This window comes from Salinisphaera aquimarina (genome assembly GCF_042643355.1).
Lineage (GTDB): Bacteria > Pseudomonadota > Gammaproteobacteria > Nevskiales > Salinisphaeraceae > Salinisphaera > Salinisphaera aquimarina.
This window is the reverse complement of sequence record NZ_JBHRSS010000001.1, coordinates 710,581-724,931: the sequence shown is the minus strand read 5'-3', so window position 1 is coordinate 724,931 and position 14,351 is coordinate 710,581. Positions and strand designations below refer to the sequence as shown.

At 60.8% G+C, this 14,351-nt stretch carries 12 protein-coding genes and 1 pseudogene; 9 read left to right on the top strand and 4 right to left on the bottom strand.

All coding sequences use genetic code 11. The annotated features are described in order from the left end of the window. A partial coding sequence (locus ACFOSU_RS03435) for an integrase core domain-containing protein (protein WP_380686422.1) occupies positions 1-499 on the top strand: 499 nt, incomplete at its 5' end. A gap of 545 nt (positions 500-1,044) precedes the next feature. Here the strand turns inward: ACFOSU_RS03435 and ACFOSU_RS03430 are convergent. Beyond that, positions 1,045-1,338 carry a hypothetical protein gene (locus ACFOSU_RS03430; RefSeq protein WP_380686420.1) on the bottom strand — a complete coding sequence of 98 codons (294 nt, stop codon included), beginning with the start codon at positions 1,336-1,338 and terminating at the stop codon, positions 1,045-1,047. Between the two features lie 413 nt (positions 1,339-1,751). Here ACFOSU_RS03430 and ACFOSU_RS03425 point away from each other — a divergent pair. The 7 genes and pseudogenes from ACFOSU_RS03425 to ACFOSU_RS03395 form a co-directional block, all read left to right on the top strand. Then, a pseudogene (locus ACFOSU_RS03425) lies at positions 1,752-1,892 on the top strand (leucine zipper domain-containing protein); the annotation flags it as partial. A gap of 134 nt (positions 1,893-2,026) precedes the next feature. Then, positions 2,027-3,619 carry an FMN-binding glutamate synthase family protein gene (locus ACFOSU_RS03420; RefSeq protein ID WP_380686418.1) on the top strand — a complete coding sequence of 531 codons (1,593 nt, stop codon included), beginning with the start codon at positions 2,027-2,029 and terminating at the stop codon, positions 3,617-3,619. Positions 3,620-3,701: 82 nt separating this feature from the next. Next, positions 3,702-5,474 (top strand): thiamine pyrophosphate-requiring protein, encoded by a 1,773-nt coding sequence (locus tag ACFOSU_RS03415; protein WP_380686416.1) that lies wholly within the window; start codon positions 3,702-3,704, stop codon positions 5,472-5,474. 57 nt (positions 5,475-5,531) lie between these two features. Then, positions 5,532-5,933 (top strand): ectoine synthase, encoded by a 402-nt coding sequence (locus tag ACFOSU_RS03410; RefSeq protein ID WP_380686414.1) that lies wholly within the window; start codon positions 5,532-5,534, stop codon positions 5,931-5,933. Beyond that, positions 5,930-7,150, top strand: coding sequence for a pyridoxal phosphate-dependent aminotransferase (locus ACFOSU_RS03405; protein ID WP_380686412.1), 1,221 nt, complete (start codon positions 5,930-5,932; stop codon positions 7,148-7,150). The genes ACFOSU_RS03410 and ACFOSU_RS03405 overlap by 4 nt, the downstream gene beginning before the upstream one ends. A 30-nt stretch (positions 7,151-7,180) precedes the next feature. Beyond that, on the top strand, positions 7,181-8,608 hold the full coding sequence (locus ACFOSU_RS03400; protein WP_380686410.1) for an amidase: 1,428 nt from the start codon (positions 7,181-7,183) through the stop codon (positions 8,606-8,608). 72 nt (positions 8,609-8,680) lie between these two features. Beyond that, positions 8,681-9,343, top strand: a complete 663-nt coding sequence (locus tag ACFOSU_RS03395) for a DUF6629 family protein (RefSeq protein ID WP_380686408.1) — start codon at positions 8,681-8,683, stop codon at positions 9,341-9,343. 24 nt (positions 9,344-9,367) lie between these two features. On the opposite strand, the gene ACFOSU_RS03390 is transcribed toward ACFOSU_RS03395, so the two are convergent. The 3 genes from ACFOSU_RS03390 to ACFOSU_RS03380 are packed head-to-tail and all read right to left on the bottom strand — an operon-like array spanning position 9,368 to position 12,671. After that, positions 9,368-10,024: a hypothetical protein gene (locus ACFOSU_RS03390; protein WP_380686406.1), complete on the bottom strand. Its 657-nt coding sequence runs from the start codon at positions 10,022-10,024 to the stop codon at positions 9,368-9,370. Between the two features lie 11 nt (positions 10,025-10,035). Further along, complete coding sequence (locus tag ACFOSU_RS03385; RefSeq protein WP_380686404.1) at positions 10,036-11,319, bottom strand: NAD(P)/FAD-dependent oxidoreductase; 1,284 nt, start codon at positions 11,317-11,319, stop codon at positions 10,036-10,038. Continuing rightward, positions 11,316-12,671 carry an MFS transporter gene (locus ACFOSU_RS03380; RefSeq protein WP_380686402.1) on the bottom strand — a complete coding sequence of 452 codons (1,356 nt, stop codon included), beginning with the start codon at positions 12,669-12,671 and terminating at the stop codon, positions 11,316-11,318. Before ACFOSU_RS03380 ends, ACFOSU_RS03385 begins: the two co-directional genes overlap by 4 nt. 211 nt (positions 12,672-12,882) lie before the next feature. Between ACFOSU_RS03380 and ACFOSU_RS03375 the strand changes: the two genes are divergently transcribed. Next, positions 12,883-14,343: an NAD-dependent succinate-semialdehyde dehydrogenase gene (locus ACFOSU_RS03375; RefSeq protein WP_380686399.1), complete on the top strand. Its 1,461-nt coding sequence runs from the start codon at positions 12,883-12,885 to the stop codon at positions 14,341-14,343. Positions 14,344-14,351: the final 8 nt, after the last annotated feature.

The following is a 14,351-nucleotide window of genomic DNA, read 5'->3' as shown; positions in this document are numbered from 1 at the left end:
CCGGGTGACCGGCAGTCGCCGTGGCGCCAGCCAGGGCGCGGGCTGGGACTACGTGCACGTGGCCATCGACGATCACAGCCGGATCAGTTGGGCCACGATCAAGCCGGACGAGACCGGCGCCAGCGCGGTGGCCGCGCTGATCGCGGCCGTGCGCTACTACCGCGGTCTGGGCGTGCGCATCACGCGCGTGCTAACCGACAACGGGGCCTGCTATAAATCGCACGCCTTCGCCCGCACCTGCCGGCGGCTGGGCATCAGCCACCGCCGTACGCGCGCCTACCGGCCGCGCACCAACGGCAAGGCCGAACGCCTGATCCAGACCGCGCTGCGCGAGTGGACCTATGCGCGTTCATATGACAACGCAGACCAGCGTGCCGCCCATCTGCCCCACTGGCTGCATCACTACAATTGGCACCGGCCCCATGCCAGCCTCGATTACAACCCGCCTATCAGCCGGCTCGGATTGACTGTGAACAACCTGGTGGGTTTACACACCTAGGGAGTTTTCGGAATTGTGTAAGTCATAACCAGTGCCGGTCAGCTTCCGCAACGGCAGTGCGGCCTTTTCAATGACTGATTCCGAACGTTTTCGCTACAGTTAAGAACACGCTCAAGCGAAAAATGAACGTGGTTATACGCAGCAAATCTGTCATTCGTTCGAGATCGCCCAAAGTCAGGGTGTGTCGGGTACGTGCGCCACGGTTCGCCTATGGGCTTTCAACCTGCTCGCCTCGAGTACGGGCATCGATATAGCGATGCACATCGCCAGCATCGTAGCTCCCGCCTATGTCGTAGAGACCCTCAAAGGCCATCTCGATGTCGGCCAGGACTCTAGTTTGCCGTTCGGCGATTACCGCGTGCTGAACTGACTCAACCAGATACGCATGATAGTGGTGGCGTGAGCGTCCGAGATCATCCCAGAGTTCGTCGAGTGATTTGAGAGAGTCGTAGACAAATCCAAATACACGGAAGAACCGACCAATAAAGTTGCCGCCGCTTGACGTTGTTATCTACCTCACCCGATCTCCAGCACCATAGCGTTAACTACTCTGCCGCCCTACTCTGCCCCAGACCTTCTCTCAAGCTCCTCGTGCTTGAGTCATGGATAACACTGCCTTTGAAAGCGGGTTTACCGTCTTTGTTACGAATAGGCTTAAGTGCTGTGGTCGTCGCGAACTTCAAGGTCCGCTCAGCTTCCCTACCCGCCGCCAGGAATTGTTCGGCCGCCCCGGGCTCCACCGAGCCGAGCCACTGCTGCATCTCGCGGATACGATCAACCGCTCGTTCCAAGATGTCGTTGAGGGCAATGCCAGTTTGGTCTTCTTGTTGGCTGGTCACGCTTGACTCCGATGGTTGTTGTGGTGCGTTGACGTTATCGCCACCTAAATTCCGTTTATGTCAACGCTCGTGACAGAGGTACCGCGCCTTTTCGAGAGGCTACCTGAACCCGATAAGTTTTAAGGTTAACTTGGTGCTCAAAACCTCCGAAGATTGCGCTTTCTTATAATAGTAAGTAATGGATATGAGCTCCTAGTCAAGAGTAAAGAGCTACAGAAATACTTGAACGTGCCCACTGATATACCGCAGCGTAGGGAGCTTATACGATCTATCAGGCCGCTTTGTCTCGCCTGCATCTAATCCCAGCCACAGCTCGCCGAGCCTAGTTGTGACCTTTCAGTAGATTGTTCATTCGAGCCACTCTCCCTGAAGCTAATGGGTGTCGAAATCCAGAAGCCCCAGGAGTGACCCGGATGAACACACACCAGAATGCGCGACTGACGTTTCAAGGTCGAGCGCTGCTAATTCGCCGTATCCGCGAACACGGTCTACGCCCTGTTGAAGCCGCCCAGGCGATGGGCATCAGCAGGCGTACGGCCTACAAGTGGAAAGCAATTATCTTAAGGTCGGTGTTCCAGAGCGTCTCATCGCATGTACTCACCGCACCGGCCAGATACTCTTCACATTCTTTATCGACACGCCGCAGGTTTGTGGAGTAATCCGCCTGTTCGAGTACGAGGTTTATTGCATGTTTGGCTATCCGAGACTGATTTACACCGTGTTTGTAGTGTTCACTTTGGGCACCGGACTAGCCTTGGCTTGGTTCGCGCCTATCTGGCTATTCGCATGGGGCGTATTGCCGATTTTAGCGATATTCGGCTCGTTGGATCTGCGCTCCCATCACAATGTGCTACGTAATTATCCAATTCTGGGCCATATACGCTACCTGTTGGAATTCTTACGCCCGGAGATGCGCCAGTATTTCTTCGAATCCGAAACCAGCGGCCGGCCCTTCAATCGCGAACAGCGCCAGATCATCAACGCGCGCGCCGACGGTGGTTCGGATACCTCGCCGTTCGGCACCCGTCGCGACATCGAAGACGCGGGCTATGATTTTGTCCAGCACTCGATGGCGCCCAAGGACGTGGACGCGCGCTACAAGCGCATAAAGATCGGCGGCCCTCAATGCAGCAAGCCCTATAACTCCTCGCGCCTGAATATCTCGGCCATGAGTTTCGGCTCGCTGTCGGCTAATGCGGTATTGGCCATGAACAAGGGCGCCAAACTCGGCGGCTTTGCCCAGGACACCGGCGAAGGCGCGATTAGCCCCTATCACCGCGAGCACGGCGGCGACCTCATCTGGGAGATCGCCAGCGCTTATTTCGGCTGTCGGCACAAAGACGGCAGCTTCGATCCGAAGGAGTTCGAGGACAAGGCCCGTACCGAGCAGGTCAAGATGATCGAGATCAAGCTCTCGCAGGGGGCGAAACCCGGCCACGGCGGCCTGCTGCCGGGCTCCAAGGTGAACGAGGAGATCGCCAAGACCCGTGATATCGAGGTCGGCCAGGATTGTCTGTCGCCGGCGTCGCATCCCGAGTTCGATACGCCGGTGGGGTTGATGCAGTTCGTCGAACGCCTGCGCAAGCTGTGCGGCGGCAAGCCGGTGGGCTTCAAGCTCTGCCTGGGCCGGCAGTACGAGTTCATGGCGGTCTGCAAGGCCATGCTCGAGACCGGCATCCAGCCGGATTTCATTACCGTCGACGGCGCCGAGGGCGGTACCGGTGCCGCGCCGACGGAGTTCGAGGACTTCATAGGCACCTATATCAACGAAGCCTTGCCGTTCGTACACAACTGCCTGGTCGGCATCGGCAAGCGCGACGAAATCCGGGTAATTGCCAGCGGCAAAGTGGCCATGGGCTTCGACATGGTCGAAAAGATCGCGCTGGGGGCCGACATGTGCAACGCCGCGCGCCCGTTCATGTTCTCGGTCGGCTGTATTCAGGCGCTGCGTTGTCATACCAACACGTGCCCGACCGGCGTGACTTCCCAGAATCCGGCCCGCAGCCGCTCGATCGACGTGGTTTCCAAGGCGCTACGGGTGCGCAATTTTCACGACGCCACGATCAAGTCGTTTCTGGATATCACCGGCGCGATGGGCCTCGACAGCCCCGAGCTGCTCACGCCCGAGCAGGTCTACCACCGCCCCGAACATGGGCCGGCCAACACCTATCGTGCGATCCATCCGGTGGTTGTCAGCCGCGACTTTCTAGAGAATCAAATCCCTGAAATTTATGCCGCCGACTGGGCGCGCGCCAACCCGCAAACCTTTTCGCCCCAATAGATTCTTCAGTAAATATTCGTATGGCTGCACCCTACAGATAAGGCTTAGGGTAAAAGGTTATTCATACAGCAACGAGCCACGCATGAGACAAACGGTCAGCGATTTCATTATCGAACGTCTGTCTGCCTGGGGCGTCGAACGCGTCTACGGTTATTCGGGTGACGGCATTAACGGCGTGATGTCGGCACTGCGCCGCGCCGAAGACAAGATCCGCCTGATCCAGCCCCAGCATGAAGAAATCGGGGCGTTCATGGCCAGCGCTCATGCCAAGTTCACCGGCACGCCAGGCGTGTGCATTTCGACCTCGGGCCCGGGTGCCGTGCATTTGCTCAACGGCCTCTACGACGCCAAGAAGGATCATATGCCGGCGGTGGCGATCGTCGGCCAGCAAGCGCGCATGAGCCTTGGCACCGACTACCAGCAGGAAATCGATCTCACCGCGCTCTACAAGGACGTGGCAGGTGACTATGTGCATATGGTTTCGACCCCGGCCCAGGCCCGGCATCTGGTCGACCAGGCGCTGCGCATCGCCATGGCGCGCAACGCCGTCACCGCGATCGTCATTCCCAACGATGTCCAGGATCTGCCCATGGAGCAGCCGCCGGCTTCGCACGGTGCGGTGTTTTCGGGTATCGGCTACCGGCGTCCGCAATGGCTACCCACCGGCGAGGATCTGGACGCGGCTGCCAAGGTGCTCGACGAGGGCGAAAAGATCGCCGTGCTTGCCGGCGCCGGTTGCAAGCACGCGGTCGACGAGGTGCTGGCGCTGGCAGACAAACTCGGCGCGGGTGTCGCCAAGGCTATCCTCGCGAAGACCATGATTCCGGACGATGTCGACTACGTCACCGGCACCATGGGCCTGCTCGGCACCCGGCCGAGCCAGGACATGATGAACGACTGCGACACCCTGCTGATGATCGGTACGCGCTTTCCCTACGCCGAGTTTTTGCCCGCCGACGGTCAGGCGCGCGCGGTGCAGATCGATATCGACGCCGAAGCGCTCGGCCTGCGCTATCCCACCGAAGTCAATCTGCAAGGCGACGCCCGCGCTACCGTGGCCGCGTTGCTCGAGCGCGTGACCGGCAAGGGGGATCGCCGCTGGCAGAACAAGATCATCGATAACACCCGCGAGTGGTGGCAGCTCATGGACGAACGCGCTGCCGTCGAGGCCGATCCGATCAACCCGCAGAAGATCTTCTGGTCGCTCAATCAGCGCCTGCCGGACGACGTCATGCTGGTCAGCGACGTGGGCTCCGCCACCAACTGGTATGCGCGCTATCTCAAGATACGCCGCGGCATGATCGGCTCGGTGTCGGGCGGGCTGGCGTCGATGGGCAACGGCGTGCCGTATCTGCTGGCGGCCAAGTTTGCCTATCCGGATCGGCCCGCCGTCGCCATGGTCGGCGACGGCGCCATGCAGATGCTGGGCAATCAGGCCGTGATCGGCATCGCCAAATACTGGCGCGACTGGGCCGACCCACGCGCCATCGTACTGGTGCTCAACAACCGCGATCTCAATCAGGTGAGTTGGGAACAGCGCGTCATGGAAGGCGATCCCAAGTTCAAGACATCCCAGGATCTGCCCGATTTCGCCTACGACGACTATGCGGCCATGCTCGGACTCAAGGGTTTGCGCATGAACAGCGCCGACGACATTGATCGGGTTTGGGACGAAGCTCTTGCCGCCGACCGGCCGGTGGTGATCAACGCCTACGTCGACCCTGAGATTGGCCCGCTGCCGCCGCATATTGGTTTTGAGCAGGCCAAGGGCTTTATGTCCTCGGTGCTCAAGGGCGATCCCGACGCTTTTCGCATGCTCAAGGATTCCATGAAGCAAGTGACCGCTAAATGGTAAAGCCGGCCGACCGACGCATACGAAAAATTTACACTCCGAAAACGAGGAAACCAAGACATGATCGTACGTGACCATGGAGACGCCAAGAAGACCGAGGTCGACGAAGATCAGTTCATTAGCCGCCGCTATACGCTGCGCGCCGACGGCATGGGCCATTCATTTCATGAGACCGTGATCAAGCCGGGCGGCGAACTCCACATGTGGTACAAAAATCACAAGGAAACCGTGATCTGTACCGAAGGCGAAGGCCAGATCGAGGACCTCACAGAAGGTGGTAAATGGGACCTCAAGCCCGGTGTGCTATACGCCCTGGACAAGCACCAGCAGCATATCCTGTCCAGCGAAAAAGGCATGACCGTGCTGTGCTGCTTCAGCCCGTCGCTGGTCGGCATGGAAGATCACGATGAACAGGGCAGCTATCCGCTGTACGACGACGATGGCTCTGTGCTGCAGCGATGAGTCGTCAAGGCCAAACAACCCGGCACGCCGACCACCGCCTGCGGGTGGCTCGGCGAGTCGAGGATCTATCCGGCTCGTCGATATTCCGTATCAACGCGAAAGCCGAAAAGCTCGCCGGCCAAGGGCGCGACATCCTGCGCCTAGACGCCGGTGAGCCGGACTTCGATACGCCCAAGCATATTATCGACGCCGCCAAGCAGGCGCTCGACCACGGCTATACTCGCTATACGCCGGTCGGTGGTCTGCCCAGTTTAAAAGATGCGATCCGGCACAAGTTCAAGCGCGACAACAATCTCTATTTCGACGACGACGAGGTCATGCACAGCTGCGGCGCCAAGCAGGCGCTGTTTAACACTTGCATGACGCTGTTGCAGCCGATGGACGAAATCGTCATCCCGTCGCCGCACTGGGGCACTTACCCGTCGATCTCGAAGATCGCCTGGGCGCGTATCGTCAACGCGCCGACCTATCACGAGCACGGCTTCGTGCTGCGCCCCGAAGTGCTCGATGAATGCCTGAGCGATCGTAGCCGGATCGTGGTGCTGAATACGCCGAACAATCCGACCGGCCAGGTCTGGTCGCGCGAAGCGCTATCGGCGCTAGGCGAAGTATTGCTCGATTATCCGGACGTATTCGTTGTTTCCGACGATATCTACGAGCATCTGCGCTATACCGGCGAGCCTTACGCCAATATTCTCAATGTCTGCCCGTCGCTGAAAGAGCGCACGGTGGTCATCAACGGTGTGTCGAAGGCCTACGCCATGACCGGCTGGCGTGTGGGCTTCGCGGCCGGACCATCGCATTTGATTGCAGAGATGCAGCAGTTGCAGGGGCAGAGTACCTCGCACACTGCGGCCGTGTCGCAGAAAGCGGCCCAGGCTGCCCTCGATGGCGGCCTCGACACGGTGCATGACATGGCCTCAGCGCTCTCCAACCGCGCCCAGCAGGTCGCCGACGGGCTGGCCGAAATAGGCGCCATAGATTGCCATCCGGCCCAAGGTAGCTTTTATTGCCTGCCCAACTTCCAACGTGTGATCGCCTCGCTTGACGGCGTTGACGACGATCAGCAGCTCGGCGACTGGCTGCTCGAAGAGCTGGGTATCGCCATGGTTCCGGGCTCGGCGTTCAATGCGCCGGGCCACATGCGGCTTTCATTCGCCGCCGGCAGCGAGACGCTGGGCAATGCCCTCGAGCGTCTGCAGCACGCGTTTGCATAATAAAAATTTATTGAATTTCCGGAAGACAGCATGAGCGATAACGACACCGATCTGGGCTCTATGGATGCCGGCCAATTGGCGGAATTATTCGAAACCGGCGAGGCCTCGCCGCTAGAAGCCACGCGCGCCGCACTGGATCGGATCGATCATTTCAATGACGTCGTCAACGCCTATGTTTTTGTGGATCGCGAAGGCGCGGAGAAAGCCGCTAAAGCCTCGGCCCAGCGGTGGGGGCGCGGCAAGCCGCTGAGCCCAATCGACGGCGTACCGGCGTCGCTCAAGGATTTGACCGATGTCGCCGGCATGCCGGCACGTGAGGGCTCGTTGACCACCCGCCCACATCCTTGCAAGAACGACTCGCCACCGGTCACCCGGCTGCGCGAAGCCGGCGCAGTATTGCTGGGCAAGACCAACACGCCGGAATTCGGTTGGAAAGCGGTCACCGACAACCGTGTATTTGGTGCGACCTGCAATCCCTGGGACACCCGCTTAACGCCCGGCGGTTCTTCCGGCGGCGCGGCGGTCGCGGCCGCCTTGAATATGGGCGTGCTGCACCAGGGCGGCGATTCGGGCGGCTCGATTCGTATTCCGGCCGCGTTCACCGGCGTGTTCGGCTTCAAGCCGACTTTTGGCTGGACGCCACAATGGCCACCGGCCAAGGCGCCGACGCTGTCGCATATCGGCCCGCTGACGCGGCACCCGCGCGACGCCGCGCGCATGCTCAACGTAATCGGCCGCTACGACTACCGCGACCCCTATGCCACCCGGGGTCAGCCCGAGGACTGGGGCGTGGATCTGGACGAGGATTTGCGCGGCCTGCGTATCGCCTACTCGCCCGATCTGGGTTACGCCGAAGTCGATCCGCAGATCGCCGTCCGGGTCAAGGAAGCCGCGCGCAAACTCGAGGAATTGGGCGCCGAGATTGTCGAGATCCATCCCGGCTTCGAGTCGCCGATCGATATCTTCCGGCGGATATGGTTCACGGCTTCGCAGGAAGTCTGGTCGCAGTGCGACGACAAGGGCCGCGAACTGCTCGACCCGGGACTGGTTTCCAACGCCAAACATGCGCAGAACTGGAGTGCGGTCGATCTGTTTCGGGCGCTGGCCGATCGCGCGCGTCTGACCGAGCGGCTCGAGCACTTCAATCAGGATTATCATCTGTTGATGACGCCGACGGTGCCGATCGAGCCGTTCGAGATCAATCACGAAGTCCCGCCCGGCAGCGACATGCAGGACTGGGAAGAATGGGCGCCGTTTTCCTATCCGTTCAATCTCAGCCAGCAGCCGGCGGCCAACATCCCCTGCGGCTTCACGGACGCCGGGCTGCCGGTGGGTTTCCAGCTGGCCGGCGGCAAGTTCGACGATATCCGCGTGCTGCGGGCCTGCAACGCCTATCTGGACGCGCATCCGGCGCGTTTCCCCTCGGCGCCGAATCCTGTAGAGACCGGAAAGCCATGAATTTTCCACGCATTCAACCTTTTGGACAATCGCGTGGCTGTGCTACAGCTGCCCTTAACCGGTAAACCGCCGATGTGTTTTTCTGCCAGCGCCAGTTTCACCAGTGCTGCGGCCGTTGCCGTTGTCGGTGTCGCGACGGTGGCGCGCAGCAACCATCCCAAGGAATGGTTGTTTGCGGCCGTGCCGCTGTTCTTTGCGTGGCATCAGTTCAATGAAGGCATGGTGTGGCTGGGCCTGCACGGCGACCTCGGTATCGGCACGCTCGACGACTGGGGGTTTGTTTACATGCTCTATGCCCAGGCGCTGCTGCCGCTGCTCATGCCGCTGAGCGTATGGCTGATCGAGCCCGACAAGCAGCGCGGGCGCAGGATCCTGCCATTTCTGGCCGTGGGCGCCGTGCTCGTATTATATGTGCTCTGGGCACTGCTGAATTTCGACACCCACATCGGCGTGCGCGATCACAGCGTGGTCTATCACAACCCGGGCACGCGCAGCATTGTGGTCGCGGCGCTGTATATCGTGGTCACTTGCGGCGCCCTGTTTTTCTCCGGCTATCGCTATATCGTCATGCTCGGTGTACTCAATCTAGTCGGCCTGAGCGTGGTCCTGTTGATCAAGCAGTACGCCTTCACTTCGGTCTGGTGCGCCTATGCCGCGGTGATCAGTGTATTGATCTATGGGCATTTTTATCGCCGGCGCCGCGCCGAGGCGCACGGCGCGATGCTCGAGCACTGAGCGCTTTTCGGCGCCCGGCGTCGCTCAGCCGCGGCGTTCAACCGCCCGGCGCACGCTGTCGAAATCCTTGGCGAGTTGGGTACGCACCAATGCGACGACCAGGCGGGTGAAGTCTTTGCGGTCCACGAGCTTGGACAGCGCTTGGGCATCGCTGGGTAGCTCCAGCTTGCCGGCTGCGGTGAGCGCTGCCTTGTCGGCGAACGGATAAAACTCTGACCACACCGTCTGGACTTCGCGCAGGAAAATATCGGCGCCGACGGCGCCGATGCCCTTGAAGACCTTCAAGGCTTTGCGCGCTTCATGTACGTCGCCGTCCGCGCGTTGCCGCACGCCGCGCAGATCGTCGCCGTACTCCGATTGCAGCGTATCGACAAGCTCGGCGAGCTGGGTAGCCGTCTTCTCGTCGACGCGTGCGTAGCCGGCGGCGTTCAACGCCGCAACACGTTGCTGCCAACGGCTGTCGCGCATTTTCTGCGGCGTGGTCCAGCCGGCGTCAATCAAGGCGCGCGCGCCCTGCATGGCGATATCGGCCTGCACCGGCGCGCTGGTCAGCAGCGCCAGGCACAGCAGTTGAAACAAGGGCGCCGGCGTGTTTTTCGCCAGATCTGCGCCCAGTTCCGAGGCAAAAGTACGCCCGTGCTTGTCCAGCAGCGTTTTTACCAACTGTTGCTGTGTCGCCATAGTTCTCGCGTTTAATAAACCTTCATATCCGGACCTGCGGCTTCGCCGAGCACATCGCCGAGGATTTCGATGCTGCCGCGAAAGCGTCCGAGCAGCCGCAGCTGGTGCTGGCGCTGCAGGCCGCGATACGCGGTGCGCGCGAGCCGACCTCGGACCTGGATATCGTCGCTGAACCAGCCGCGCACCGCGCCGACGCTGCCAGCCTCGCCCAGCGACAGCAGCGTGCCCTGGTCGGTGAATGAAAACGGCTCCAGCGTTTCGCCGGCCAGATAACGCGGCAGTTGCTTGGCCAGGTGCGCGGCCTGCTCGCTGGCGGCCTGGGCGGTGGGCGGCGCAGGTTCGTCGTCGATATAGCTGCAATCGCCGAGTGCGAAAACAGCGTCCGAATCCAGGCTCTGAAGCGTTTTGCGTACCCGCCATTGGCGTTTTTTGTTGGTCGACAGCGCTTGGATATCGCCGGCCACCGGCGGGCCGACCCGACCGGTCGCCCATATAGTCATGTCGGCGGTGAAGCGCGCGCCCTCTTCGGTCTCGACCGCGTCGGCGCTGACCTTGCCGATCTGCTGGCCGGTTTCGATACGAACACCGGCTTTTTTCAATCGTTCGCCGATGGATTGGCGGACTTTGTCATTCATGCCGGGCATGAAGGTATCGGCGGCCTCGACCAGCGTGATACGGATATCAGGCAGCGCCGCGGGCGGCGTCAGCGTGGTCGAGCGCGCGTCGGTGGCCAGATGTGCGGCCAATTCGACGCCGGTCGCGCCGGTGCCCACGATCACGATATCGAAAGCGCGGTCCTCGACCCCGCGCGCATGCGCGAGCAGCCGGGCGGAAAAACGCTCAGAAATAACCTCGGCATCTCGCGCCGAATCGAGCATGAAGGCGTGTTCGAGCACGCCGTCGACGCCCAGATCGGGCGTGACGCCGCCGAGTGCGAGCACCAGCGCGCGATAGGCCACGCTGCGTTCGGGCACCAGTGTCTGGCCATCGTCGTCGCGCTCGGCGGCCAGGCGGATGGTGTTAGCGTCGGCGTCGATGTCCGCGAGCGTGCCGCGCTCGAAGGCGAAACCCCAGCGCTGCGCCAGCCCGGCGTAGCCCAGTTCGTCCACGTGGCCGCGGCGCAGGCCGGCCGCCAGCTCGTGGATGCGCGGTTTCCAGACGTGGGTAGCTTCGCGATCGATCAGGCGCACGCCGGCCTGGCCGTCGGCGGCAAGCTTGACCGCTAACTCGGCGCCGCCCGCGCCGCCACCGACGATTATTATCGGCGCAGCCGTCTTGTTTTTCGGCCGGCTCAACGCCGCCTCTTGTCGGGCGCGCGACCGTGGCGCGCCTTAGAGCCGAGCAGTGGCGCATTGGCCGATTCACGTAGCCGGATCGCCGGGATCAGCGCGATGGCTGCCGCGAGCATCAGATAGAACGCCGGCACATAAGTGTTGTCGGTCACCGAGATCAGCCAGGTGATCAAAAACGGTGCGGTGCCGCCGAACAATGCCGTCGAGACGTTGTAGGAAATCGTAAAACCACCGTTGCGCACGTTAGTGCGGAATATCGCCGGCAACGTCGACGGCATCACGCCGGACAGGAAGACGACGAAGAACGCGATCAGCGCGAGGCCCGCAAAAGCCAGCCACAGGCTACCCAGCGACATCAGATAAAAGCCGGGTATCGAGAACACGATCAGCCCGCCACAGGCGATGTAGAGCAGTGGTTTGCGTCCGATCTTGTCGGACAGGCGCCCGAGCGGCGTGACCAGCAGCAGCATGCCGACCAGAATGCCCAGCGACAACAACACCGAGTTGAACTCGCTGATATCAAGCTGCGAGGTGAAATAGCTGGGCATGTACTTGAGCACGGTGTAATAAGCCACGTTGAGCACCAACACCAGACCTAGGCACAACATCATGGTGCGCCAATGGTGGGCAAACAGGGTTCTGAACGGCGCCTGTTCGACTTCGCCGGAGTCCTGCAGCTCCTTGAACGCCGGGCTGTCTTCCAGATGCAGCCGCAGCCAGACGCCGAAGATACCCATCGGGGCGGCCATCAAGAACGGAATACGCCACCCCCAACTAGTCATGGCGTCGTTGCCGAGGAAGCCGTCGAGGATCAGCGCCAGAATCGCGGCAAAGGAATAGCCTGTCAGGGTACCGAACTCCAGCCAGCTGGCTAGGAATCCGCGTCGATCGTCGGGTGCGTATTCAACGATGAAGGTCGCCGCCGAGCCGTACTCACCGCCGGTGGAAAAGCCTTGGATCATGCGTAGCGCAATCAGCAGAATCGGCGACCAGATACCGATACTTTCGTAGCTGGGTAACACGCCGACCAGCGACGTGCCGACCGACATGATCAGAATAGTGGCGATGAGCACGCCGCTGCGCCCGATCTTGTCGCCCAGCGGGCCGAACACCAGACTGCCGAACGGTCGTGCGACAAAGGCCGATGCAAACACGGCAAACGACGACAGCAGCGCCGCGGTATCGCTCTGCGACGGAAAGAAGACATGACCGATGGTGGTGGCAAAATAGCCGTACACGCCGAAGTCGAACCATTCCAGCGCGTTGCCGGTGGCCGCGCCCGCGATCGCGCGGTGCATGGTGGAATCGTCTACCTCGCCGCCGTGGTCGTCTTCGGTGATTTCCTGGGAACTCATCTGCGACGTGCATCCTTGTCATCAGGTGTCTAAGCGCTTTTTCGACCATGACCGGGAAACCTTTTTCCTTACCATGCGTAGAATTACGCAGACCAGAATTAGTCTCATAGGCGAAAGCAAGAAAATTGGTTGCGGAAAAACCCTGATATAAGTGCATGATGCACGCTGATAGTATTGGTTTTCGATATCGAAGTACGAAAGGGATACGGACATGTCGAACAGCACAATGACGCTGCTGCGCGAGCAGGCTTATGTCGGCGGCCGATGGATCGTCGCCGAAGACAAGGCACGCAAATGGGTCAACGATCCAGCTACCGGCGAGACCATCGGCCACGTGCCCGACCTGAACGCGGCATACATCGATGGCGCGATTGATGCTGCCCATCATGCGTTTTCCACCTGGCGTCATACCTCGGTGGTCGAGCGCGCCGATAAGCTTCTGGCCTGGTATGACGGCATGCACGAATACGCCGAGGAACTTGCGCGTCTGATGACCTGGGAACAGGGCAAACCGATCGGCGAGGCTCGCGGCGAAGTCGATTATGCCGCCAGTTTCCTGCGCTGGTTCGCCGAAGAAGGCCGGCGAGCCAACGGGTCCACCATTCCCCCAGAAAACACGCAGATCGCGATCGGCACGGTCAAAGAGCCGGTCGGCGTGGCGGCCATGATCACGCCCTGGAACTTCCCGTTGGCGATGATCACGCGCAAGGTCGCGGCCGCGCTGGCCGCCGGCTGCACCACGCTGGTTAACCCCGCCAACCAGACACCGTTCTGTGCGCTTTCACTCGCGATATTGGCCGAACGCGCGGGCCTGAACAACGGCGAATTCAACGTCGTAACCGGCGCCGGCAAGCTATTTTCCGAACGCGTCTGCGCAACGGACAAAGTGCGAGCGCTGTCGTTTACCGGGTCAACTACCGTGGGCCGGCAGCTGATCCGGCAAAGCGCCGATACTGTCAAGTGCACGGCCATGGAACTGGGCGGCAATGCGCCGTTCATCGTCTGCGACGACATCGATATCGATGCTGCGGTCGAAGGCGCGATCGCGGCCAAGTTCCAGACCAGCGGTCAGGACTGCGTCGCGGCCAATCGCATCTACGTGCATCGATCCATCTACGAGGATTTCATCGGTCGTTTTGCCGAGCGAATGAACGCCATGAAAGTCGGCAACGGCTTCGACGAAGATACTGAGATCGGCCCGTTGATCAACGAGGACGCGGTGGAAAAGGCGCAATCGCTGATCGACGACGCCCGCGATCAGGGTGCGCGTATCATCGGTCGCGAACAAGGCGCGGCCCCGGGCTCGCAGTTCTTTATGCCGACGCTCGTGGCGGACTTTACGCCGGATATGCAGGTGTCATCGGAAGAATCGTTCGCGCCGATCGCACCTATTTGTTCGTTTGACGATGACGACGAAGTCATCGCTGCGGCCAACGACACGATCTTTGGCCTGGCCTCCTATGTTTATACCCATACCGACGCCCGCATCCGCAAATTCATGCGTGGCCTCGAATACGGCATGGTCGGCGTTAACACCATGGATATCACCGGTCCGCATGTGCCCTTCGGCGGGATCAAACAGTCCGGGCTAGGCCGCGAAGGCGGCCATGTCGGCATGGATGAATACCTGGAGACCAAGTATTACTGCATCGGTGGATTGCCTGCGGTTTGAACAGCGAT